This window comes from Streptomyces sp. NPDC057565 (assembly GCF_042801455.1).
Taxonomy (GTDB): Bacteria; Actinomycetota; Actinomycetes; order Streptomycetales; family Streptomycetaceae; genus Streptomyces; species Streptomyces yanii.
On sequence record NZ_JBHVFU010000015.1, the window covers coordinates 95,316 to 116,881 of the forward strand.

At 71.0% G+C, this 21,566-nt stretch carries 24 protein-coding genes; 14 read left to right on the forward strand and 10 right to left on the reverse strand.

The window, feature by feature from the left end; translation table 11 throughout:
• Nucleotides 1-2 precede the first annotated feature (2 nt).
• Complete coding sequence (locus ACFU8W_RS25510; RefSeq protein WP_384041382.1) at nucleotides 3-782, forward strand: enoyl-CoA hydratase/isomerase family protein; 780 nt, start codon at nucleotides 3-5, stop codon at nucleotides 780-782.
• A 46-nt stretch (nucleotides 783-828) separates the two neighbouring features.
• Here ACFU8W_RS25510 and ACFU8W_RS25515 read toward each other — a convergent pair whose 3' ends face one another.
• Entirely contained in the window at nucleotides 829-1,383 is a 555-nt protein-coding gene (locus tag ACFU8W_RS25515; protein WP_384041385.1) for a hypothetical protein, read from the reverse strand.
• A 192-nt stretch (nucleotides 1,384-1,575) separates the two neighbouring features.
• On the opposite strand from ACFU8W_RS25515, the gene ACFU8W_RS25520 reads away from it, so the two are divergent.
• The gene (locus ACFU8W_RS25520; RefSeq protein WP_384041578.1) at nucleotides 1,576-2,196 is read left to right on the forward strand and encodes a hypothetical protein; all 621 of its coding nucleotides are present in this window, start codon (nucleotides 1,576-1,578) and stop codon (nucleotides 2,194-2,196) included.
• 35 nt (nucleotides 2,197-2,231) lie between these two features.
• Here ACFU8W_RS25520 and ACFU8W_RS25525 read toward each other — a convergent pair whose 3' ends face one another.
• Both ACFU8W_RS25525 and ACFU8W_RS25530 read right to left on the reverse strand, forming a co-directional pair.
• Nucleotides 2,232-4,631, reverse strand: a complete 2,400-nt coding sequence (locus ACFU8W_RS25525) for a PQQ-binding-like beta-propeller repeat protein (protein ID WP_384041388.1) — start codon at nucleotides 4,629-4,631, stop codon at nucleotides 2,232-2,234.
• 172 nt (nucleotides 4,632-4,803) lie between these two features.
• Nucleotides 4,804-5,739 carry a VOC family protein gene (locus ACFU8W_RS25530; RefSeq protein WP_384041391.1) on the reverse strand — a complete coding sequence of 312 codons (936 nt, stop codon included), beginning with the start codon at nucleotides 5,737-5,739 and terminating at the stop codon, nucleotides 4,804-4,806.
• A 298-nt stretch (nucleotides 5,740-6,037) separates the two neighbouring features.
• Between ACFU8W_RS25530 and ACFU8W_RS25535 the strand changes: the two genes are divergently transcribed.
• On the forward strand, nucleotides 6,038-6,685 hold the full coding sequence (locus ACFU8W_RS25535; RefSeq protein WP_384041394.1) for a TetR family transcriptional regulator: 648 nt from the start codon (nucleotides 6,038-6,040) through the stop codon (nucleotides 6,683-6,685).
• 148 nt (nucleotides 6,686-6,833) lie between these two features.
• On the opposite strand, the gene ACFU8W_RS25540 is transcribed toward ACFU8W_RS25535, so the two are convergent.
• Nucleotides 6,834-7,334 (reverse strand): nitroreductase family deazaflavin-dependent oxidoreductase, encoded by a 501-nt coding sequence (locus tag ACFU8W_RS25540; RefSeq protein ID WP_384041397.1) that lies wholly within the window; start codon nucleotides 7,332-7,334, stop codon nucleotides 6,834-6,836.
• A complete protein-coding gene (locus ACFU8W_RS25545; protein WP_384041400.1) occupies nucleotides 7,334-8,542 on the reverse strand; it encodes an acyl-CoA dehydrogenase family protein in 1,209 nt (402 codons plus the stop codon). Before ACFU8W_RS25545 ends, ACFU8W_RS25540 begins: the two co-directional genes overlap by 1 nt.
• 162 nt (nucleotides 8,543-8,704) lie before the next feature.
• Between ACFU8W_RS25545 and ACFU8W_RS25550 the strand changes: the two genes are divergently transcribed.
• The 4 genes from ACFU8W_RS25550 to ACFU8W_RS25565 all read left to right on the forward strand — a co-directional run bounded on the left by ACFU8W_RS25550 (nucleotide 8,705) and on the right by ACFU8W_RS25565 (nucleotide 12,194).
• The gene (locus ACFU8W_RS25550) at nucleotides 8,705-9,886 is read left to right on the forward strand and encodes an acetyl-CoA acetyltransferase (RefSeq protein WP_384041403.1); all 1,182 of its coding nucleotides are present in this window, start codon (nucleotides 8,705-8,707) and stop codon (nucleotides 9,884-9,886) included.
• A gap of 57 nt (nucleotides 9,887-9,943) precedes the next feature.
• A complete protein-coding gene (locus tag ACFU8W_RS25555; protein WP_384041406.1) occupies nucleotides 9,944-10,621 on the forward strand; it encodes a pyridoxal 5'-phosphate synthase in 678 nt (225 codons plus the stop codon).
• 66 nt (nucleotides 10,622-10,687) lie between these two features.
• A complete protein-coding gene (gene htpX / locus ACFU8W_RS25560; RefSeq protein ID WP_384041409.1) occupies nucleotides 10,688-11,599 on the forward strand; it encodes a zinc metalloprotease HtpX in 912 nt (303 codons plus the stop codon).
• Nucleotides 11,600-11,609: 10 nt separating this feature from the next.
• Complete coding sequence (locus ACFU8W_RS25565) at nucleotides 11,610-12,194, forward strand: hypothetical protein (RefSeq protein WP_384041412.1); 585 nt, start codon at nucleotides 11,610-11,612, stop codon at nucleotides 12,192-12,194.
• 3 nt (nucleotides 12,195-12,197) lie between these two features.
• On the opposite strand, the gene ACFU8W_RS25570 is transcribed toward ACFU8W_RS25565, so the two are convergent.
• Nucleotides 12,198-12,413, reverse strand: a complete 216-nt coding sequence (locus tag ACFU8W_RS25570) for a DUF397 domain-containing protein (protein ID WP_384041415.1) — start codon at nucleotides 12,411-12,413, stop codon at nucleotides 12,198-12,200.
• Nucleotides 12,410-13,186, reverse strand: a complete 777-nt coding sequence (locus ACFU8W_RS25575; protein ID WP_384041418.1) for a Scr1 family TA system antitoxin-like transcriptional regulator — start codon at nucleotides 13,184-13,186, stop codon at nucleotides 12,410-12,412. Before ACFU8W_RS25575 ends, ACFU8W_RS25570 begins: the two co-directional genes overlap by 4 nt.
• Before the next feature lie 122 nt (nucleotides 13,187-13,308).
• Here ACFU8W_RS25575 and ACFU8W_RS25580 point away from each other — a divergent pair, with 122 nt between their 5' ends.
• Together ACFU8W_RS25580 and ACFU8W_RS25585 are read left to right on the forward strand one after the other, a co-directional pair.
• Nucleotides 13,309-13,716, forward strand: coding sequence for a hypothetical protein (locus ACFU8W_RS25580; RefSeq protein WP_384041421.1), 408 nt, complete (start codon nucleotides 13,309-13,311; stop codon nucleotides 13,714-13,716).
• A gap of 22 nt (nucleotides 13,717-13,738) precedes the next feature.
• Entirely contained in the window at nucleotides 13,739-14,329 is a 591-nt protein-coding gene (locus ACFU8W_RS25585) for a DUF1707 domain-containing protein (RefSeq protein WP_384041424.1), read from the forward strand.
• A 10-nt stretch (nucleotides 14,330-14,339) separates the two neighbouring features.
• Here the strand turns inward: ACFU8W_RS25585 and ACFU8W_RS25590 are convergent, their stop codons facing one another.
• On the reverse strand, nucleotides 14,340-14,762 hold the full coding sequence (locus ACFU8W_RS25590; protein ID WP_384041427.1) for a Zn-ribbon domain-containing OB-fold protein: 423 nt from the start codon (nucleotides 14,760-14,762) through the stop codon (nucleotides 14,340-14,342).
• Nucleotides 14,759-15,211 (reverse strand): DoxX family membrane protein, encoded by a 453-nt coding sequence (locus tag ACFU8W_RS25595; RefSeq protein ID WP_384041430.1) that lies wholly within the window; start codon nucleotides 15,209-15,211, stop codon nucleotides 14,759-14,761. Before ACFU8W_RS25595 ends, ACFU8W_RS25590 begins: the two co-directional genes overlap by 4 nt.
• 201 nt (nucleotides 15,212-15,412) lie before the next feature.
• Here ACFU8W_RS25595 and ACFU8W_RS25600 point away from each other — a divergent pair, with 201 nt between their 5' ends.
• Together ACFU8W_RS25600 and ACFU8W_RS25605 are read left to right on the forward strand one after the other, a co-directional pair.
• On the forward strand, nucleotides 15,413-16,606 hold the full coding sequence (locus ACFU8W_RS25600; RefSeq protein ID WP_384041433.1) for a flavin-containing monooxygenase: 1,194 nt from the start codon (nucleotides 15,413-15,415) through the stop codon (nucleotides 16,604-16,606).
• Nucleotides 16,607-16,823: 217 nt separating this feature from the next.
• Complete coding sequence (locus ACFU8W_RS25605) at nucleotides 16,824-17,282, forward strand: carboxymuconolactone decarboxylase family protein (protein ID WP_384041436.1); 459 nt, start codon at nucleotides 16,824-16,826, stop codon at nucleotides 17,280-17,282.
• A 58-nt stretch (nucleotides 17,283-17,340) separates the two neighbouring features.
• Here ACFU8W_RS25605 and ACFU8W_RS25610 read toward each other — a convergent pair whose 3' ends face one another.
• Nucleotides 17,341-17,484 carry a hypothetical protein gene (locus tag ACFU8W_RS25610; protein ID WP_384041439.1) on the reverse strand — a complete coding sequence of 48 codons (144 nt, stop codon included), beginning with the start codon at nucleotides 17,482-17,484 and terminating at the stop codon, nucleotides 17,341-17,343.
• A gap of 176 nt (nucleotides 17,485-17,660) precedes the next feature.
• Between ACFU8W_RS25610 and ACFU8W_RS25615 the strand changes: the two genes are divergently transcribed.
• The 3 genes from ACFU8W_RS25615 (at nucleotide 17,661) to ACFU8W_RS25625 (ending at nucleotide 21,436) form a co-directional block, all read left to right on the forward strand.
• Entirely contained in the window at nucleotides 17,661-19,889 is a 2,229-nt protein-coding gene (locus ACFU8W_RS25615; RefSeq protein ID WP_384041442.1) for an acetate--CoA ligase family protein, read from the forward strand.
• Between the two features lie 33 nt (nucleotides 19,890-19,922).
• Nucleotides 19,923-20,759, forward strand: coding sequence for an enoyl-CoA hydratase/isomerase family protein (locus ACFU8W_RS25620; RefSeq protein WP_384041445.1), 837 nt, complete (start codon nucleotides 19,923-19,925; stop codon nucleotides 20,757-20,759).
• Nucleotides 20,760-20,830: 71 nt separating this feature from the next.
• A complete protein-coding gene (locus tag ACFU8W_RS25625; protein ID WP_384041581.1) occupies nucleotides 20,831-21,436 on the forward strand; it encodes a flavin reductase family protein in 606 nt (201 codons plus the stop codon).
• Nucleotides 21,437-21,566 lie beyond the last annotated feature (130 nt).

Sequence of the window (21,566 nt, forward strand, 5' to 3'; positions counted from 1 at the left end):
CGATGACGCTGCGGACGGAGACCGACAAGGAGACCGGGGTCGCGGTCGTCACCCTCGACCGGCCGGAGAAGCTGAACGCGATCGACCTGGCAACGGCGGACGAACTCGCCGCCGCATGGCGGGCGTTCCGTTTCGACGACGGGGTGCGGGCCGTCGTCGTCACGGGCGCGGGCGGGCGCGCCTTCTGTACGGGGATCGACCGCGGCGTGGAGGTGCCGCAGCCCTCGTCCCCGTACACGATCGACGATCCGCTGCTCGCGATCGGACCGAAGGCGAACGACCTGTGGAAGCCGGTGATCGCAGCCGTGGAGGGGATGGCGTGCGGCGGGGCGTTCTATCTGTTGGGCGAGGCGGAGTTCGTCATCGCGTCGGAGGAGGCGACGTTCTTCGACCCGCATACGACGTACGGCATGGTCAGCGCGTACGAGGCGATTCACATGGCGCAGCGGATGCCGTTCGGGGAGGTCGCCCGGATGTCCCTGATGGGTACGGCCGAGCGGGTGACGGCCCGTCGTGCGCACGAGACCGGGCTGGTCAGCGAGGTGACGGCGCCCGGCGGCGCGGTGGAGGCGGCGGTGCGGGCGGCAGCCGTCATCGCGTCGTACCCGACCGGGGCGGTGCAGGGAACGGTGCGGGCGGTGTGGTCCGCCAAGGAAGCGGCGCGCACCCAGGCGCTGGCCCACGCCCCGCACCTGATCTCGCTCGGAAACCTGCCGGTGGAGCGGCAGGGGGAGCTGTTCCAGGGGCGGGGGCGGGGTAGCGGGGAGTTCCGGCTGCGGTGAGCCGGAACTCCCCGCCGCGGTGAGCCGGAGCCCCCGTCAGCAGCGGTCAGTGGCTGAGTTCGGCCTCGACCCGGCACTTCTTGACCCGGGACACCTTGCTCGGGCTGTCCATCCGCACGGAGACGGTCGCGCTGTCGACGTCCGTCAGCTCCACGTTCGCCTCGCCGGTGTCGACCGTCTTGCCGAGCGCGTCGAGAAAGGTGACATCGACCTTGTACACATGCGTGCCGAGCTCGCTCGAGCTGATCCGGACGGTGGAGGACGTCACGGCCCGCCGCTTGCCCTTGCGGGGCTGGGCGCAGCGGATCACGGTCACCTGGGGCTCGTCGGTCGCCGTGGCGGCGGGGGTCGCGGTCTCGTAGGTGGAGCCGCCGGACGAGCTGCTCGACGAGTCGTCGTAGTCGTTGTCGTCGTAGTCGTTGTGGTGGTAGCTGCCGTTGCTCTTCTTGGAGTTGGAGCAGCCGCCGCCGCTGCTGCTGCTGCTTGAACCGCGGCTCTTGCTGCCTCGGCTCTTGCCGCCGTGGCTCGAGGTCGAGAAGCCGGTGAGTGCGAGCACCACCACCACCAGGACCGCCGAGAGTTTCAGATGCTGCCGCATCATCGATGCAGCCCCCCTTGTGTTGTTGTCATGTTGCTGTCGAACGACCGCGCGACACCGTAACGCATGACGCGCGGGGAAGGGCCGTCCGGCCGGTGCGCCCCTGGTGGCGGGGGTCAGGGGCCCGGCGTAGCGTCGACGCCGGGAGCGGTGCTGATGCGTGATACCGGTCCGCACGACCGCAGGAGGCCGATGATGATCCGCAACGTCCTCGGCTCGATCGTCGCTCTCGCAGGAGCGGCGGCCGCCGTGCTGAGCCCCTTCCGTGACTGGTACGACGGCCGCCTCGGGCGGCAGTACCGGATCGCGGACCTCTTCAACGGCATCAGCGGTGCGCGGCCGGGACTGTGGGGGTCGGTCTGGCTGCCGCTCCTCTTCGCTGCGGCCGTGACGGTGGTGGGCGTGGTGCTCCGGTCCCGGCTGCTGGTCGCGTGTGCGGGGGTTGTCGTCCTCGGCTTCACCGTGCTGTGGATGGTGCGGCAGGGGCAGGCGACGGGGGGCCTGACGGTGGCGGCGGACGGGTCCGGGCTGCAGGTGGGGGTGGCGACCGCCGCGGTGGGTGGGGCACTGATGCTGGTGGGGGCCGCGGTGATGTCGGGGCGGCGGGGTCGGCACGGGCATCCGGGGCGCGTGGACCGGCCCCAGCCCTACCCGGCGCCGGGGTCGGACGATCCGGACACGTGGCCGCCGACGCAGGAGCCGGGGCCATCGGTGCAGACGAGTCCCCTGCCGGAGCCTGAGGCGGACCCGTACACGGGCCCCGAGGCCCAGGACCCGCGCCGCCCGCCGGGCCGGTCGGGCCCGTCCGGCGGTTGAGGACAAAGCGGCTGCCGGGCGAGCCCGGTGAACGCCTACGCCCGTGCCCGGTTCCCCGTGCCCGTCCCCTTCAGCGCGTCCAGCGCGTACACGCAGCGGTCCTTGCTGCACGCGTACACCACGCCCCCCTTCGCCACCGGCGACCCCGTGATCTCGCCGCCCGTAGCAAGCTTCCAGCGCAGCTGACCACCCGCCGCGTCCAGCGTGTACAGCACGTGGTCCGCGGAACCGAAGTGGACGCGGCCGTCCGCGACGACCGGCGCGCCGACGACCTCGCCGCCCGCGGCGAACCGCCATTTCGGGGTACCCGTCACCGCGTCCAGCGTGTACAGCGCGCTGCCGCTGCCGACGTGCACATTGCCCGCTGTGACCAGGACCGGTTCGATCGACTGGCGCGCCTCCGTCGCGATGCGCCACCGGTCCTTGCCGGTCGTCGCGTCGAGTGCGTACACCGTGCCGAGGTAGTCGGCCAGGTACACCCCGCCGCCGGTGACCGCGGGCCCCGGCGCGAACGCGGGCGGGGAGAGGAAGACCGCGGGCGACTCGAAGTGCCACCGCACCAGCCCCGACGCGATGTCCACCGCGAGGACCCGGGTGCCCGCGGCGACGTACACGTAGCCGTCCGCGGCGGCCGTCACCCGTACCGGCACTCCCCCGCAGGACGCCGCGTCACCGATCGGGTACGACCAGCGCTCGATGCCCGTACGGGCGTCCACCGCGCGCAGCCGGGCGTCCTGCCACAGGTACACCGTGCCGTCGTGGATCGCGGGCCCGGCCTCGGCCGTCTCGAAGTCGGTCTGTACGCCTCCGGTCTCCCACAGCTTCTCGCCGGTGGACGCTTCCCACGCCTGCACGCCGCCACCGCGCGTGCCGGTGACCAAAGTGCCCCGGTCGGCCTTGAGCGAGTACACCCAGGCGTCGGTCTGCAGCCGCCACCGTTCGGCGCCGGTCAGCGCGTCCAGGGCGTACAGCGACGGGCCGTCGGAGCCGTGGATGCGGCCGCCGTCGAGCGTCATCGACCAGGCGACGTCACGGGTCTTGAACTGGCGCCGCCCGTTGCCGACGTCCAGCGCGTGCACCTCGAACGACGTCACGTACAGCAGGTCCCCGGCGACGACCGGCGTGCCCCACACGTCGTTCGACATCCGGAACCGCCAGGGCCGCCAGCGGTCCGGCTCCGCGGGCGGCGCATCGGGGGCGTGCGTCGGAGCGGGCAGCGGGGCGGCGGCCTGGGCCGCGCCGTTCAGCCCGGCGGGCGGGCGCACCCACCCTGTCGCGGGACCCGCCTCCGCGCCGGCCATCGCGCGCACGTCCACGGCACGCGGCCCGGGTCCGATCGGCACCTTCGCCCCGGGCAGCCGCAGCGGACCGCCCCCGTCCGGCTCCACCGCCCGAACAGGTGCAGGGGCGGGGGACGGCCCTCTCAGGTCCGCCCCGCTGCGCCACGCCGACTCCCAGTCCGCGCCCCGCGGCGGCTGCTGGGGCGGCGGCGCCGGAGCCGGAGCGGGAGCCGGAGCGGCGGCGGGTGCCGCCGTGCGCCCGCCGCCTCGGCGCTGCTCGATCATCGCCGTGGCGGACGTCGGCAGCCAGGCCGACGCCGTACCGCTGTCGTCGCTGCCGGAGGCGAAGAGATGCGGGGCGAGCTGGGCCTGCAGATCGGCCGGGCTGGGCCGCAGCCCGGCGTCCATCTGCATGCAGGACTCGATCAGCGGCCGCAGGTCGTCGGGCAGCCCCTCCACGTCGGGGCCCTCCCGCAGCAGCATGAAAACCGTCTCGACCGGGTTCGCCCCGTGGAACGGCGCATGCCCGGTGGCGGCGAAGACGAGCGTCGAGCCGAGCGAGAACACATCGCTCGCGCCCGTGACACTGCGCGAGTCCCTGGCCTGCTCCGGCGACATGTACGCGGGGGTGCCGACCGCCACGTTGGTCATGGTCAGCCGGGTGTTGGAGACTCCGGACGCGATCCCGAAGTCGATCACCCGCGGACCGTCCTCGACCACCAGCACGTTCGACGGCTTGAGGTCGCGGTGGACCAGCCCCGCGCCATGGATGGACTGGAGCGCCTCGGCGATCCCGGCGGCCAGCCAGCGCACCGCCTGGGTCGGCATCGGGCCGCACTCATTCACTATTTCCTCGAGCGAGGGAGCGGGCACGTACGCGGTGGCGAGCCACGGCACGGCCGCGCGCGGATCGGCGTCCACCACGGCGGCCGTGTAGAAGCCGCTGATCGCGCGGGCGGCCTCCACCTCACGTGTGAAGCGGACCCGGAAGAGCTGATCCTCGGCGAGCTCCGTACGTACGGTCTTGATCGCCACCCGTCGGCCGGACGCCGAGCGGGCGAGATAGACCAGCCCCATGCCGCCGGCCCCGAGCCGTCCCAGCACCTCGAACGGGCCGATCCGCCTCGGGTCGTGCTGCGTCAGCTGCTCCACCACTTGCCTGCCACCTCCCCGTACGGACCTCAGGAACAGAAGTCCGCGAAAAACCCGCCCTGTGCAGCGTCTCACCACTGGGCACCACCCGGCGGTGCGCTCCCTGATTGTTCCTGGCCGATGCGATGGTTGCGAACCCGGGGGCGGATCGGGGTGTCACATGTCACTCTGCCCTCTATCGGGACACCGGGGGCTGAAGTACGGCGAACTCGGCACCCTGATCGTCGTGCAGGACCGCCATCCGCCCGTACGGGATGTCGAAGGGCGGCGCGGAGACCCGGCCGCCGAGCACGACCGCCGTCTCGGCGGTGGCGTCGCAGTCCGCGACGGCGAAATAGCTGAGGAAATAGCTGGGCATCTCGGCCGGGAACGCGTCGGTGATCACGCTGCGTCCGCCGATCGCTGTGTCGGGGCCGGGTTCGGTGCCCTCGGGGGACCACATGCGGAAGTCGACGCCGGACTCGGAGGCGCCCGCACCGCCGGAGCCGGACCCGGCAGAACCGGAATCGGCCGATCCGGAGTCCGAGGCGTCTCCGTCGCCGGTGCCCGGCTCGTCGTGATCGGTGCCCGGCTCGTCGTGATCGGTGCCCGGCTCACCGTGATCGGTGCCGGACTCGCCGAGGTCGGTCCCGAGGAAGCCGAAGACCTTCTCGTAGAAGGCGTCGACGCGGTCCTTCTGCCGGGTGTAGACCTCGGTCCAGCAGAAGGATCCGGGCTCCTTCTGCTTCTCGAACCCGCTGCGGTCACCGGCCTGCCAGAGCCCGAAGACCGCACCGCCCGGGTCGGCGGCCTGCGCGAGCACGCCCGCGCGCCCGACCCGGACGGGCTCGGTGATGACCTGGCCGCCCTCCTTCCGGATCAGGGCGACGGTCGCGGCGATGTCGTCGGTGGAGAAGTAGACGCCCCAGGCGGTCGGCATCCGGCCGTCCTGCTTGGCGGCGAGTGCGGCAACGAGCTTGCCGTCGCTGAGGGCGTCGGCGCATGCGCCCCCGGCGGCGTCACCGGCCCGGAAGGTCCACCCGAAGAGCCCACCGTAGAAACGCTTGCCCGCTTCGAGATCGGGGAGCTGTGCGTCCACCCAGCACGGCGCGGAGCGCGGGAATGCGGCCATGGGCCCGGATCCTTCCATAGCAGTGACGCTCGTCACACTCAAAGTAGCCGCGCACCGCATGTGCCGCGCAACGAATGACTCCTGTCGAACGAAGATTCGACATCGGAGTTCGTTAGCCATCGCGTCACGGAAAGTTATCCACCGAAGTTGTCCACAGGCTGTTGATAACACTATTCAGGCTGTGGGTCGCATCCGCCGAAATCCGGCCACTTCCCCACACCACCCCACCGCACCTGCGGAACTCCCCATTTGCAGTCGGCCGAATCGCGCTCCGATCACCCCTCGGTAAGCTGACGGCATGACAGGACAAGTGCGCACCGTCGACGGCCGCGTGGCCGGTCGACGCGGACAGGCGACGCGGCAGAAGCTGCTCGACTGCCTCAGCGAAATGCTCAGCTCCTCGCCCTACCGGGACGTCAAAGTCATCGACGTCGCCCGCAAGGCGGGGACTTCACCCGCAACCTTCTATCAGTACTTCCCCGACGTCGAGGGAGCCGTCCTCGAGATCGCCGAAGAAATGGCCAAGGAGGGCGCCGCGTTGACCGAATTGGTCGCCGGCCGTTCCTGGGTCGGCAAGGCGGGCTGGCAGGCCTCCGAAGAGCTCGTCGAGGGGTTCCTCGACTTCTGGCGACACCATGACGCGATCCTGCGCGTGGTCGACCTGGGGGCGGCCGAGGGCGACAAGCGGTTCTACAAGATCCGCATGAAGATCCTGAACTCGGTCACCAACTCCCTCACCGATTCGGTGAAGGAGCTCCAGGCCAAGGGCAAGGTCGACAAGGACGTCAGCCCGGCGGCGATGGCGGGCTCGCTCGTCGCGATGCTGGCGGCGGTCGCCTCGCACCAGAAAGGCTTCCAGACCTGGGGCGTCAAGCAGGCCGAACTCAAGCCGAACCTCGCGCTGTTGGTGCATCTGGGCATCACCGGCAAGAAACCGACGAAATAGCGCCGGGCGCAACCGTCTTTCCGGCTTCTTGCCTCGCTTCTTCCTGCGCTGGGCTCCGCACGGCAATCCCGGGCTGCCCACGTCCTGTCTCACCGCTGGCGGACCACCCGATGTGGTCCGCCATCGGCGTATCCGGGCAGCTTCCGCGTCACGGGGTGTCGCGCCGCTCCAGCCGGAAGAGCCGGATCTCCCGCTCCACCCGCGCCTGGTAGGTGGCGTACGGCGGCCAGAACGTCAGTGCCGCCTGCCACACCTCCGCCCGCTCCGCGCCCTCCAGCAGCCGGGCACGCACGGCGATGTCGTGCCCCTTCCAGTTGATGACGGCGTCGTCCGCATGGGCCAACAGATTGGCGGTCCAGGCAGGATGACCCGGACGGCCGAAGTTGCTGCCGATCAGAATCCAGCTGGTGCTGCCACCGCCCGTGGAGCCGTGCTCCGGCATGCAGGCCAGTGGAGTGGTGCGTGGCTGTCCGCTCCTCGCCCCGCGCACCGTCAGGATCACCCCCGGCAGCATCCGGGCGCTGAGCAGCACCTTGCCGCGGGTGAGCCGGTGGACGGCGCGGTCCATGGCGGGCACGACGTGCGGGGCGATCCTGGCGAAGGTGCGGGTCGAGGACATCTTCTGGATCAGCCGGACTCCGGCCGCCATCAGACCGTCACCTCCACGCGCGGTTCCCGGAAGCCGGGCGTGAACAGACCGGCCTGCTCGGCGGCGTGGTCGCGCAGCCGGTGGACCGGTCCGAAGAGCAGCTCGTCGGCGGCGGCCCGTTTGACGTAGAGATGGGCCTCGTGTTCCCAGGTGAAGCCGATGCCGCCGTGCAGCTGCACGGCCTCGGCGGTGGTGATCCGCAGCGCTTCCAGCGCCTGCGCGAGCGCGAGCCCTCCGGCCGTCGGGTCCCACGCCGCGTAGTGGGCCGCGGACCTGGCCGCCTGCACTCGTACATACAGGTCGGCGAGCCGGTGCTTCACCGCCTGGAAGGAGCCGATGGCGCGGCCGAACTGCTCGCGCGCCTTGACGTGTTCGACGGTCCGGTCGAGCGCGCTCGCGGCGGCTCCGACCGCCTCCGCCGCCAGTACGGCGGCGGTCGTGCGCCCGACGGCGGCGAGCGCTCCGGCCGGTCCCGACACGTCCACCGTGTCGTCCGCGCCGAGCAGTTCGGCGGTGGTCTCACGGAGTTCGACACGGGCCACCGGCCGGGTCTCGTCGAGCGAGGTCTGCCGGGTGCGGGCGAGCCCGGTCGCCGTGTCGGAGCGGACGAGGAAGAGGAGAGTCCGGCTGCGCGGGAAGCCACCCGCGTGGGCGGCGACCAGCAGAAGGCCCGCGCTGTGCCCGTCGAGGACCTGGGCGGCTTCCCCGTACAGCCGCCACCCGTCCGGGCCGGGCCTGGCCTGTACGCCGCCGGACCGGCCGCCGCCCGCCCAGGCGCCGCCACTGGTGTCGCCGATGAGGCCGAGGGCGGTGGCCGGTGAGCCGCCGGGGAGGGCGAGGGTCGCGGTCAGTTCGCCCGCGGCGATGCGGGGCAGCAGGGCGGTGCGCTGGGCGTCGGTGCCGACAGCGGCGATCAGCGGTGCGGCGAGCGCAGCGGTGGCGAGCAGCGGGGACGGCAGCAGGGCGCGGCCGGCCTCCTCGCAGGCGACGGCGAGTTCGGCGGGGCCGCAGCCGGCTCCTCCGTACTCCTCCGCGAGCGCGAGGCCCGGCAGTCCGAGGTCCTGGGCGAGCTGCCGCCACAGGGTCTCGTCGTATCCGTGCGCGGTCCGTACGGCGCTCCTGATCTCGTCGGGTCCGCAGCGTTCGGCCAGCAGTTCGCGCAGGGTGCGGCGGATCTCGTCCTGTTCCGCGGTGAAGGCGGCGTCCATCGTCGGGCTCCTTCCCCTCAGGGGCCGTCGACCCCTGATCTGACGGGCCGTCATGCTAGGGGTGATGGCGCCAGAAACCCAGACTCGCGCACGCCCCCGCCCCGGACCCGATCCCGCCCGCACACCGGTCCGCGGCGCCATATCTGATGTACCGTCAGATTCATGCCTTCCTCACCCTCCTCTCCCCCGCGCAAGGTCGCTGTCGTCGGCATATCCCTCGCGGACTGCGGACGCGTCGACGGCCCGACTCCGTACGCCCTCCACGCCCAGGCCGCCCGTCGGGCACTCGCCGACTCGGGCCTGGACCGCTCGGTCGTCGACGGTTTCGCTTCCGCCGGACTCGGCACGCTCGCCCCCGTCGAGGTCGCCGAGTATCTGGGGCTGAAGCCCACCTGGGTCGACTCCACGGCGGTCGGTGGTGCGACCTGGGAGGTGATGGCCGCCCACGCCGCCGACGCGATCGCGGCAGGCCGAGCGAACGCCGTACTCCTGGTGTACGGATCGACCGCCCGCGCGGACATCAGGGCGGGGCGCCGCACGTCGAACCTGTCGTTCGGTTCGCGCGGCCCGCTCCAGTTCGAGGTGGCGTACGGGCACTCACTGATCGCCAAGTACGCCATGGCCGCCCGCCGCCATATGCACGCGTACGGGACAACGCTGGAGCAGCTCGCCGAGGTGGCGGTCCAGGCGCGGGCTAACGCGGCGGCCAACCCGGACGCGATGTTCCGGGACCCGATCACGGTGGACGACGTGCTGTCGGGGCCGATGATCGCGGACCCGTTCACCAAGCTGCACTGCTGCATCCGCAGCGACGGCGGGTGCGCGGTGCTGCTGGCCGCGGAGGAGTACGTGCCGGACACGGCGAAGGCTCCGGTGTGGATCCTCGGCACGGGTGAGCACGTCTCCCACTCCACGATGTCGGAGTGGGACGACTTCACGGTCTCCCCGGCGGCCGTCTCGGGCCGCCTGGCGTTCGAGCGGGCCGGGGTACGACCGGCGGACATCGACCTGGCCGAGATATATGACGCGTTCACCTATATGACGCTGGTGACGCTGGAGGACCTCGGCTTCTGCGCGAAGGGCGAGGGCGGCGCCTTCGTCGAGAAGGGCCGCACGGGCCTGACCGGCGAACTCCCGGTCAACACCGACGGCGGCGGCCTCTCCGCCTGCCACCCCGGCATGCGCGGGCTGTTCCTGCTGGTGGAAGCGGTACGGCAGCTGCGCGGGGAGGCGGGAGACCGTCAGGTCCGGAAGACGGACGGACGGCTGCCGGAACTGGCGATGGCCTCGGGGACGGGCGGCTGGTTCTGCTCGTCGGGGACGGTGGTGCTGGGGCGGGCGTGAACGGGCCCGAGGGGGTGAGGCAACGGAGCACTCCGTTGCCTGATGTCCAATGGCCGCATGACGGATGCAACGACCTCTGCGCAGCACACCTTCCGGGACCTCCTCCACGCCCAGCGCGTCTGGGACGTGGACCTCCCCGCCTTCGACCCGGCCGCCGCGCCCCGCACCCCGCTCCCCCTCTTCCACACCTGGTTCGCCGAGGCGGTGGCCGCCGGGCAGACCGAGCCGCACACCATGACGCTGGCCACGGTCGACGCCGAGGGCCACCCCGACGTACGGACGCTGATGCTGCACGACGCGGACGACCGCGGCTGGCACTTCGCCACGCACGCCACCAGCGCAAAGGGCCGCCAGCTCGCCGCGCATCCGCATGCGGCGCTCGGTTTCTACTGGCCCGCACAGGGCCGGCAGGTACGGGTACGAGGCCCGGTCACCGCCTGCACCCCGGCCGAGAGCCGGGCCGATCTGCACGTCCGCTCGACCGGAGCGCTGGCCTCGGCACTGGTGGGGCGACAGAGCGAGGTGCTCGGCTCGTACGAGGAGCTGAACCGCGCCTCGGACGCCGCATGGGAGCGGGCGCAGGCGGAACCGGAGGCGGACGTGACGAGCTGGACGCGGTACGTGGTCGAGCCGCACGAGGTCGAGTTCTTCCAGGGCGATGTGCGGCGACGGCATGTCCGGCTCCGCTACCGCCGGGACGGCGGCAACTGGACCCGGGAACTGCTCTGGCCGTGAGCCGACAAACCGATTTCCACCGGAAAGGAGCACTATGGGAAGCAGGTGAGTTGCTGGAGGCATTCCATGACACGAGCCCGTTCCCGATACGCCCCCGACCACGGTCTGACCACGCGCATGGTCACCACCATGTTCCTGATCGGACTGTTGTACGTGGTCCTCGTGGGCGTGCTCCTCGCGGTACTGCGGGGCGCCTGGCCGATCATCCTGATCGTCGTGGGTGGTCTGTTCATCGCGCAGTTCTGGTTCAGCGACCGCATCACCGCCTTCAGCATGGGCGCCCGCGAGGTCACCCCCGAGGAAGCACCCGAGCTGCACGGCACCATCGACCGGATCTGCGCCCTGGCCGACATGCCGAAACCCCGGGTGGCCATCGCCCGGAGCGACGTACCGAACGCCTTCGCCACCGGCCGCGGCGAGAGGACCGCCCTCGTCTGCGCCACCACCGGACTCCTGCGCAGACTGGGACCCGAGGAGCTGGAGGGCGTCCTCGCGCACGAGATGTCGCACGTCGCCCACCGGGACGTCGCCGTCATGACGATCGCCTCGTTCCTCGGCGTCATGGCCGGCGTGGTCACCCGCGTCGCCCTCTGGGGCGGTTTCTCCCGCAGCAGCCGCAGCAGCGACCCCGTCGGCATCGCGATCCTGCTGGTCCCGCTGATCAGCGCCGTCGTGTACTGCCTGAGCTTCCTGCTCACCCGGCTGCTCTCGCGCTACCGCGAACTCTCCGCCGACCGCGCCGCCGCCCTCCTCACCGGCCGCCCCTCCGCGCTCGCCTCGGCGCTCACCAAGGTCACCGGGCAGATGGCCCGGATCCCGACGGAGGACCTGCGGAAGGCGGAGCCGTACAACGCCTTCTACTTCGTCCCGGCGTTCTCCTCGAAGGAGAGCCTCAGCCGGCTGCTCTCCTCCCACCCGACCCTCGAACAGCGCCTCGACCAGCTGGCGCGCATCTCCGCCGAACTCGCCCGCCCGTAAGGAGTCCGCAGTGGGTCTGCTCGACACGATCCTGGGACGCAGCAAACCGGTACGCCCCGACCTCGACCAGCTCTTCGCCGTACCGTCCGCCGCGCTCACCCTCCAGGCGGGCGCGGGCTTCATCCCCACCGGTCTGGGCTCGGTCTGCTTCGCGGGGGTGGAGGGCGGCACCTTCGCCCGTATCCAGCAGGACGTACAGGAACTGCTCGACGCGGACACGGACCGGGGCGGGATCCCGGTGGAGTTCAGCCGCGATTCGTACGGCTACACCTGGCTGCTCGCCCGCCACTCCCCCGACGACGTGGCCTCCCTGGTCAACGACCTGCACGCGGTCAACACCCTGCTCCAGGACGGTGGCTTCGGCCCGCAACTGCTCTGCTCGCTGATCGGCTTCCGGAATGCCGAAGGGCGCTCGCTGGCGCTGGTCTACCTCTACAAACGCGGCACGTTCTATCCGTTCGCCCCAATGCCGGGCAGCGTCGAGAGACGCGACAGCCCCCTGGAGCTGCAGGTCAGGGCGACACTGGGCGACGACCTGCGGGTCGAGCAGGATCTCTCCCGGTGGTTCCCGGTCTGGGGCGCGCCCGGCCTGTGACGATCAGGCGGTGCGCGCACCTGCCACGAAGGCGGACCAAGCGGCCGCGGTGACGGCGAAGGTGGGGCCGTCGATGACCTTGGAATCGCGGACGTGGACGGTGTGGGGGCAGGTGGCGACCTCTACACAGGCGCCGCCTTCGTAGGCGACTTCGATGCACTCGCCGCCTTCGTTGGTGCTGTAACTGGACTTGAACCAGTCCAGTTCTGTCGACTTCATAGCTGCGCCGCCTTCTCCTCGATGAGTTCCGCAGACTCCCAGGGTGTGAGCGCCTGCGCCCGCAGGATGCCGAAGAGGTCGAACAGGTCATTGACCCGGTCCGGCTTGGAGATCAACGTACCGCCGCCGTGCCCCTCTTCGAAGATCAAGTTGCGCCCCTTCTCCGTGCTCATCAGCTGCATCGGCCCGTGGAGTCCCGCATGCATGTGCCGACGGGTAGGCATCACCTGAAACGTCAAGTGACTCATCGTCCGCATGCACTCCAGCAGATGCTGGAGCTGATCCTTGAGTACCTCAGGGCCGCCGAGAATGCGTTCCAGGGCCGACTCCTCCATGACAAACCCGATACGTGGTGGAGGTGTGCGGGTCAACACCGCCTGCCGCTCCAGACGAGCTGCGACATGCCGGGCGACTTCCTCTTCCGTGTACGCCGGTACACGGGACGCGTACAGCGCACGTGCGTACGCCTCCGTCTGAAGCAGGCCGGGGATCACCATCATTTCGTACGCGCTGATGACCCGCGCCAACCGCTGGAGCCGAACCCAGTCCACATACTTCGGCGGGTACTTCTCCTCGTCCATCAGCTCCACGCACGCCTTCAACGCCCCGCACGCCTCGAAGACTTGGTCCGCAGCCCCCAGGAAGTCCAACGAGGGGATCCGCTCAGCCCGCTCGTACGCCCCCATCAGGGACTCCGAGACCAACAGCTTCTCCGAGGCGTCTCTCTGCGTGAGCCCCGCCCGCACCCGGTGGATCCGGATCAGATCCCCCACAAGCCTCCGCACCTGCGACGGGTCACCACTCGTGCCCACAGCCACCACCGTTCTCACCACATTGCCAAATGTGGACCGTGTCTCTCTGGTCACGCTACGCAGTCAGCGGGATCCTCGTATCCATGACGAGCAAGAAGCTCCCCGAATGGGTACCGCCCGCGGGGCTCCAACTTCACCTGACCGGGGTCCACTTCGACGCCATCCGGGTACGCGGCGTACGCGGCGAGGCCGTCCTGCACCATCTCGCCACGCTCACGGACGGTGACCCGGGTCCGGTGGTCCGGGAGGTCGCGGGCGGGCGGTGGACGTACTTCCTGATCCCGCCCGGGGTGAGCAAGAGGTACGACTGGCCGCCGGGGGCGACCTGTCTCGGACCGTCGGCGCGGGATCTGTACGTGGGGATCCCCGCGGCGCACGGCAACACGTATCCGCTGAGCTGGCGGTGCGGGGCCCCGGAGGAGGGGGAGTTCGTGGACGCGGAGCTGCTGCACGGGGTGGTGGTCGCGCAATTGGTACGGGAGGACTGGTGACCCGTTCCGTATCATCAGGTTCATGACTCCTGAGCGCCCGAATTCCGTCAGCCGGCTTCGCGCCTCCGACGCCGATCGTGAAGCGGTGGTGGAGCAGCTCCAGGAGGCGGCGGCCGAAGGCCGCATCGATCTCGACGAGCTGGATGTGCGCCTGGGTCAGGCGCTCGGAGCCAAGACCTTCGCCGAGCTGGAACCCCTCACTGCCGATCTGGCACCCGCACCGCAGAACGCGACGGAGCCGCTGGTCCTCGAGGGCGGCATACACGGCCTGGCACGGACCGGACGATGGAAGGTGCCCGCACGCATCGACGTGGACGGCGGCATGGGCGGCGCCAAGCTCGACTTCACGCAGACCGAGACCCGACTGCGCGAGATCGAGCTGGAGGTCAACGGCCAGATGGGCGGGGTTGTCGTGGTCGTACCCAGGGGGTGGGCGGCGGAGACCGACGACGTCCGTCCCGGCCTGGGCGGCTTCAAGGACCGGACCCGGGGCGAGAGACTCCCGGGCGCACCGCTGCTCCGCCTCACCGGTTCGGGCGGCATGGGCGGAGTGGTCGTCCGCCACCCCAACATCTGGGAGCGGTGGAAGCTGCGCCGCGGCAAGCGGCGCTGACTCCGCCGCGTCAGGCACCGGCTTTTGGTCGGAAGACCGGGACCGCCTCGCACCCCTCCTCCTGCCGGAAGGCGACGCGCAGCTCCATGCCGATCGCGAGGGCCGACTCCTCGCAGTCGACGATCTCCGTCATCATGCGCGGCCCCTCGGCGAGGTCGACGACGGCCGCCGTGTACGGGACGCGGGAACCGAACGGCGGCAGGTCGTTGCGGTGGACGACGGACCAGGTGTAGAGCGTGGCGCGGCCGCTCGCCCGCTCCCAGTCGACGTCCTCGCTCCAGCACGTGGGACAGAACTCGCGCGGGTAGTGGTGGGCGGCGCCGCAGGCACGGCACCGTCGCACCAACAAGTGGCCCTCGGCGGCGGCGTCCCAGTAGGGGCGGGTGAAGTCGTCCGGCTCGGGCAGGTCGAAGCGGGGGATGGCGGCGGTCATCCGAAGAGTCCGATCGCGTGGTCGAGGGACCAGACCTGCCAGGACATGGCGAAGAGGGCGACCAGCGAGATCAGCGCCATCATCGCGTTCTGCCCCTGCTCGGCCCAGTCGTGGATCATCAGCACCAGATAGAGGAGATTGAGGAGCAGCCCGCCGACGAGCGCGACCGGGGTCAGGAATCCGACGATCAGCCCGAGACCGAGGGCGAGTTCCGCGTACACGACCAGGTAGGCCATTGCCTTGGGGCGGGGCGCGACGACCTTCTCGAATCCGCTCCTGACCGCCGGCCACTTGTGCTTGCCCGCGACGTCCGCCGCCCAGGCGATGCCCGTACCGCGCTCGAACCAGCCCTTCTTGTCCTTGTGTCGCCAGCTCTCCAGCCACCACAGGCCGAGCCCTGTTCGAAGGACGGCGAGCCACTCGGCTCCGCCGAGCCAGATCGTCCGCATCGGGACCCCTTCCCGTTCCGCCGCGGGGTTGAGGAATTCAAGAAATCTGACGGTACGTCAGATGCGTTGATCCCGATAGCCCCGGAACGCCACCGTGAAGCCCCGGCCCCTCGACGACTCCACGTCACCCGTGACCAATTCGCAATGGAACCCGATCTTGACCGAGACCCATCAAGTAATCGGGCGATTACGCTCCGAGCCATGCCCGACAGCACCTCCACCGCCGACAGCGGACCCACGCCCGCGCCCACCGACATCACGGAACAGCGGCCCGTCTATGTCATCGGCGGCGGCCCGGGCGGTCTCGCCGCCGCGGCCGCCCTGGGCGCGCAGGGGGTGCGGGCCGTCGTACTGGAGAAGTCCGAGAACGTCGGCGCCTCGTGGCGCCGTCACTACGACCGGCTGCACCTCCACACCACCCGGCGCTGGTCCGCACTGCCGGGGCTCGCGATGCCGCGCCGGTTCGGACGCTGGGTGGCCCGTGACGACGTGGTGCGCTACCTGGAGAAGTACGTCGAACACCATGAGCTGGAAGTGGTGACGGGTGTCGAGGTGACCCGTGTCGACCGGGCGTCGGACGGCACCGGCTGGCAGCTGACCGCAAGCGGCGGACGGGTCCTGACCGGGCGGGCCGTCGTCGTGGCCACCGGCTACAACCACACCCCACGGATCCCCGACTGGGCGGGCCGTGACACGTTCACCGGCGAGCTGCTGCACGCCTCGGACTACCGCAATCCCGCCCCGTACGCGGGCAAGGACGTCCTCGTCGTCGGTATCGGCAACACGGGGGCGGAGATCGCTGTGGACCTGGTGGAGGGGGGCGCTTCCCGGGTACGGATCGCGGTACGCACCGTTCCGCACATCGTGCGCCGCTCCACGGCGGGCTGGCCCGCGCAGGCGACCGGCATCCTGGTCCGCAGACTGCCCGTGCGCCTGGTCGACCGGGCCGGCCGGCTGATGGCCGGGGCCGCCGTGCCCGACCTCTCCGAACAGGGCCTGCCGCGCCCGGACACGGGCCTCTACTCACGGGTCAAGGACGGCGCCATTCCGGTCCAGGACGTGGGGCTGATCGACGCGGTGCGGGGCGGCCGGGTGCTGCCCGTGCCAACCGTCGATTCGTTCGACAAGGACACCGTGGTCCTGGCGGACGGGACCCGGATCACGCCGGACGCCGTGATCGCGGCGACCGGCTACCGGCGGGCGCTCGAAGGGCTGGTCGGACACCTCGACGTACTGGACGCACGCGGCAGGCCGGTCGTGCACGGCGGCCGCACGCCGAAGCATGCGTCCGGTCTCCACTTCACCGGGTTCACCAACCCGATCAGCGGCATGTTCCGCGAAATGGCCCTGGACGCGGAGAAGATCGCCAAGCGGCTGGCGAAGCGGGCCTGCTGACCCCGGGGACCGCGACCCGGGACTTCGCGTCCCGGAGGCCCGCGTGCCCGGCGCTCCCCCGCCTCGTCGTCACGGACGCCGCCGAGGGCGTCCTCTCCGGCCCGGAAAAGAAATTCTGGGGGCCGGTCACATCCGCGCGACACGTTCCGTCATTGCTGTGAAGGACGAAAACGAGCGGGTGTCACCACAGGCCCCGAAGATCCGGAGGAGCAGCATCATGGAAGCAAGGATGAAGAACCCGGCCGCCCTCATCCCCGAGGCCCTGCCCGCCATCCAGGAACTCCTGAAGGCCACCCGGAACCGTGGCGTCCCGGACTCGACGCTGGAACTCGTCCACCTGCGGGGGAGCCAGATCAACGGATGCAGCTACTGCGTCGACTACGGGGTCCGCAGCGCCCGGAAGGCGGGCGTGGCCGACGAGAAGCTGTTCGCCGTGGCGGCCTGGCGCGAGGCGCCGTACTTCTCCGACGAGGAGCGCGCGGCGCTGGCGCTCGCCGAGGCGGCGACCCGTCTGAGCGACCGGGGCGACGCGGTGCCGGACGACATCTGGGACGCGGCGACCGACCACTTCGACGAGCAGGGGCTCGCCGCCCTGACTCTCATGATCGGCATCACCAACCTCTTCAACCGCATCAACGTCACCACCAGGCAGCCAGCGGGCGCGCCGACCTGGTAGGCGGCACACCGGGAAGGGCCTCCGCAGCCGCGGAGGCCCTTCCCGCTTTCTCCCGGCCCTACTTGGTGAAGTGGAAGGACTTCCAGGCGCCGTGCGTGGTCGAGTTCACGGTGTCGCCGGAGGAGCCGCGTACGAGATCGATCCGATCCTCGCCGTCCGGTAGCGCTCGGCGACCGACGTGGAGATCCTCACCCTGGCGCACGCGGTCGACTTCACGGACGTCGGCGCGTACCGGGCATCGGCCCGGCAGCCCCGTCCAGCCTTTGCCTGCACAGGCATTCCTGACGGGGCGTCAGTTCAGTAACCTGACAGAGTGTCAGCTCATGGCTGACCCGGCACAGGCACCCCGACGGACTTCTGGCAGGAGTGGGCGGAACGATGCTTGGATCGACGCACGGCACCCTCACCACACACTTCCGCGCCCGGGTGGTGGCCTGCGGAGAAGAGCCGCACGCCGCCGTCCACAGCATGGCGGTCGCCGCCGCGGAAGGCGATCTCGATGTCAGCGGCCGCCCGCTGCACGCCCCCGTGCCGGACCTGGACCGGTTCTTCCGGCCCGAGTCCGTGGCCGTCATCGGGGCGTCCGACACCGAGGGCAGGCCCAACACCGGCATCACCCGGCAGCTCGTCGCCTGGGCCGAGCGGGTCGGGGCGCGGCTGCATCCGGTCCACCCCACACGGGAGTCCGTCTTCGGCCGGACCTGTTCCCGTTCCGTCGCGGATCTGCCGGAGCAGGTCGATCTGGCGGTACTGCTGGTCGGCGACCCGCTTCCGGTGATCGAGGAACTCGGGCAGGCCAAGGTGAAGTTCGCGGTCGCCTTCGCCTCCGGGTTCGCCGAGACCGGCGAGGAGGGCGCCGCCGCCCAGGCGCGGCTGGCGGCCGCTGTGGAGCGGTCGGGGCTGCGGCTGCTCGGGCCGAACACCAACCTCAACGCCTTCGAGGCGTTCCGGGACGACCTCGACGGGCCGGCGATCGCCCTGATCACCCAGTCCGGTCACCAGGGCCGTCCCGTCTACACCCTCCAGGAGCTGGGCGTACGGCTGTCGCACTGGGCGCCCACGGGCAACGAGGCGGATCTGGAGACCGCCGACTTCATCTCGTACTTCGCCGAGCGCCCCGAGGTCGGGGCCATCGCCGCCTATGTCGAGGGGCTCAAGGACGGCCGCTCCTTTCTGCTCGCCGCCGACCGGGCGGCGCGGGCCGGGGTGCCGGTCGTGGCGGTCAAGGTGGGGCGTACGGAGACGGGGGCCAGGATGGCCGCGTCACACACCGGCAAGCTGACCGGCGCCGACCAGGTGGTGGATGCGGCGATGCGGCAGTTCGGCGTGATCCGGGTGGACGGACTCGACGAGCTCCAGGACACCGCGGCCCTGCTGGCCCGGGCGCGGAAGCCGCAGGCCGACGGGGTCGTCGTGTATTCGATCTCGGGCGGCACGGGCGCGCACTTCTCGGACCTGGCGACCGGGGCGGGGCTGAAGCTCCCCACCCTGTCCGAGGAGAAGCAGCGCGAACTGCACGCATGGATTCCCGGCTATCTGAACGTGGCGAACCCCGTCGACAACGGCGGGCACCCGGTCGGCGACTGGCGCGGCCGGAAGATCATCGACGCGATCCTCGCCGACCCGGACGTGGGGGTGCTGATCTGTCCGATCACCGGCCCGTTCCCCCCGATGAGCGACCGGCTCGCGCAGGACCTGGTGGACGCGGCGGAGACCACGGACAAGCTGGTGTGTGTGGTGTGGGGCTCGCCGGTCGGCACGGAGGACGCGTACCGCACGACGCTGCTCGGCTCGTCGCGCGTCGCCACCTTCCGCACCTTCGGCAACTGCATCACCGCCGTGAAGGCCTATCTGGACCACCACCGGTTCGCCGGCTCGTACCGCTCGCCCTTCGACGAGGCGCCGCGCACGCCGTCGCCCTCGTTCCGCAAGGCGCAGGCCCTGATGCGCCCGGGCCACCAGCTGAGCGAGCACGCGGCGAAGCAGCTGCTGCGGGCGTACGGCATCCGTGTCCCGCGCGAGCAGCTGGTCACCAGCGCGGCCGCGTCCGTCCGCGCCGCGGGTCTGGTCGGCTACCCGGTCGTGATGAAGGCGTCGGGCGCACGGCTCGCCCACAAGACGGAGCTCGGCCTGGTCAAGGTCGGGCTCACCTCCGCGAGCCAGGTCCGCGACGCGTACCGCGAACTGACCGACATCGCCCGCTACGAAGGTGTCGAGCTGGACGGCGTCCTGGTCTGCCAGATGATCGAGCGGGGCGTCGAAATGATGGTCGGCGTCACGCACGACGCCCTGTTCGGACCGACGGTCACGGTCGGACTCGGCGGCGTGCTCGTGGAGGTGCTGCACGATGCGGCGGTGCGGGTACCACCGTTCGGCGAGGACCAGGCGCGGGCGATGCTCGGCGAACTGCGCGGCCGGGCCCTGCTGGAAGGCGTACGCGGCGGACCGCCGGTGGACGTCGACGCGCTCGTCGAGGTGGTGCTCCGTGTCCAGCGGATGGCGCTGGAACTGGGCGACGACCTCTCCGAGCTGGACATCAACCCGCTGATGGTGCTGGGGCGCGGGCAGGGCGCGGTGGCGCTCGACGCACTCGCCGTCTGCCGCTGACCGCACCCGCCACCGAGTAGGAGGAGCTGCCTCATGCCGTCCCCCGAAGACACCACCGAGCACACCGGCTCGGTCGAACCGGTTGATCCATGGGTACTCCACGCCACTGACAACGGCGTCTCATGGATCACGCTGAACCGCCCCGAGGCGATGAACGCCGTCACCTGGGACCAGCGGGAACGCATCATCGCTCTCCTCGCCGACGCGTCCGCGGACCCGTCGGTCCGGGCCGTCGTTCTCACCGCCACCGGCCGCGGCTTCTGCGCGGGCGCCGACCTGCGTGGCGCCCCGTCGACGGGCGACCGGATCCCCGGCGACGTGGCCCGCACCATCCGGCTCGGCGCGCAGCGCCTGATCGCCGCGGTCCTGGATTGCGAGAAGCCGGTGATCGCGGCTGTCAACGGCACCGCGGCCGGCATCGGCGCGCACCTCGCGTTCGCCTGCGACCTGGTCCTGGCCGCCGACTCGGCGACGTTCATCGAGGTCTTCGCACGCCGCGGTCTCGTCCCGGACGGCGGCGGGGCCTACCTGCTGCCCCGCCTGATCGGCCCGCAGCGCGCCAAGGAGCTGATGTTCTTCGGAGACGCGCTCCCCGCAGCGGAGGCGGAACGCCTGGGCCTCGTCAACCGGGTGGTCGCGGCAGAGGAGTTGGCGGCGACGGCCCGGGAGTGGTCCCAGCGCCTGGCGGACGGCCCGACCCGCGCCCTCGCCCTCACCAAACAGCTGGTCAACGCGTCCCTGGACGCCGGCCGCGCAACGGCGTTCGCCGCCGAGGCGATGGCCCAGGAGATCAACATGACGACGCAGGACGCCAGCGAGGGCGTGGCGAGCTTCGTGGAACGCCGTAAGCCGAAGTACCGGGGTATGTGACCGTCCAGGCACAGCCCTTCTCATCTGACGAACAGTCAATTTCAATGGGAGACATGATGGGACACGCAGGCATGGCCGCCACCGCCGTCCGGTACCTCAGGTCCGTCGGCGCCGCCACGAGCGCCGGCCCGGCGCCGGTCGATCCGCTGCCGCGCCCCGATCTGCGGGCCGTCGCCGACGACGAGCGGCTGCCGGTCGATCCGGGCGAATTCCGCCGCGTGCTGGGCCACTTCGCCAGCGGCGTCACCGTCATCACCGCCCACGATCCGGCCGACGCGGACGGCCCTGCGGGGTTCGCCTGCCAGTCGTTCGCCTCGCTCTCCCTCGACCCGCCGCTGGTCACCTTCATGGTCGCCCGTACGTCGACGACCTGGCCCCGCATCGCCCGCGCCGGGGCCTTCTGCGTCAACATCCTGGGCGCGGACCAGGGTGCGCTGTGCCGGAGCTTCGCGGTCAGCGGTGCCGACAAGTTCGCGGGAGTGCCGTACGAGGCGGCTCCCGCGACAGGGTCACCGCTGCTGGACTCCGTACCGGCCTGGATCGACTGCCGCATCCAGGCCGTCCACCCGGGCGGCGACCATCTGATCGTGGTCGGTCGGGTGGAGGCACTGGGGGCCTCGGACGGGGACGGTCCACTGCTGTTCCACCGGGGGGCGTTCGGGCGCTTCAGCGGGTGAGCATGTACCAGTGCGGTGCGTCGATGTCGCCGTACTCCTGGTGCCCCTCCCGGCAGGCTTTGCCCCGTCGCACACGCCGGCCCCGCCCGGTGAACCGCACACTCGCCCAGCGAGCGGCGGTTACCGGCAC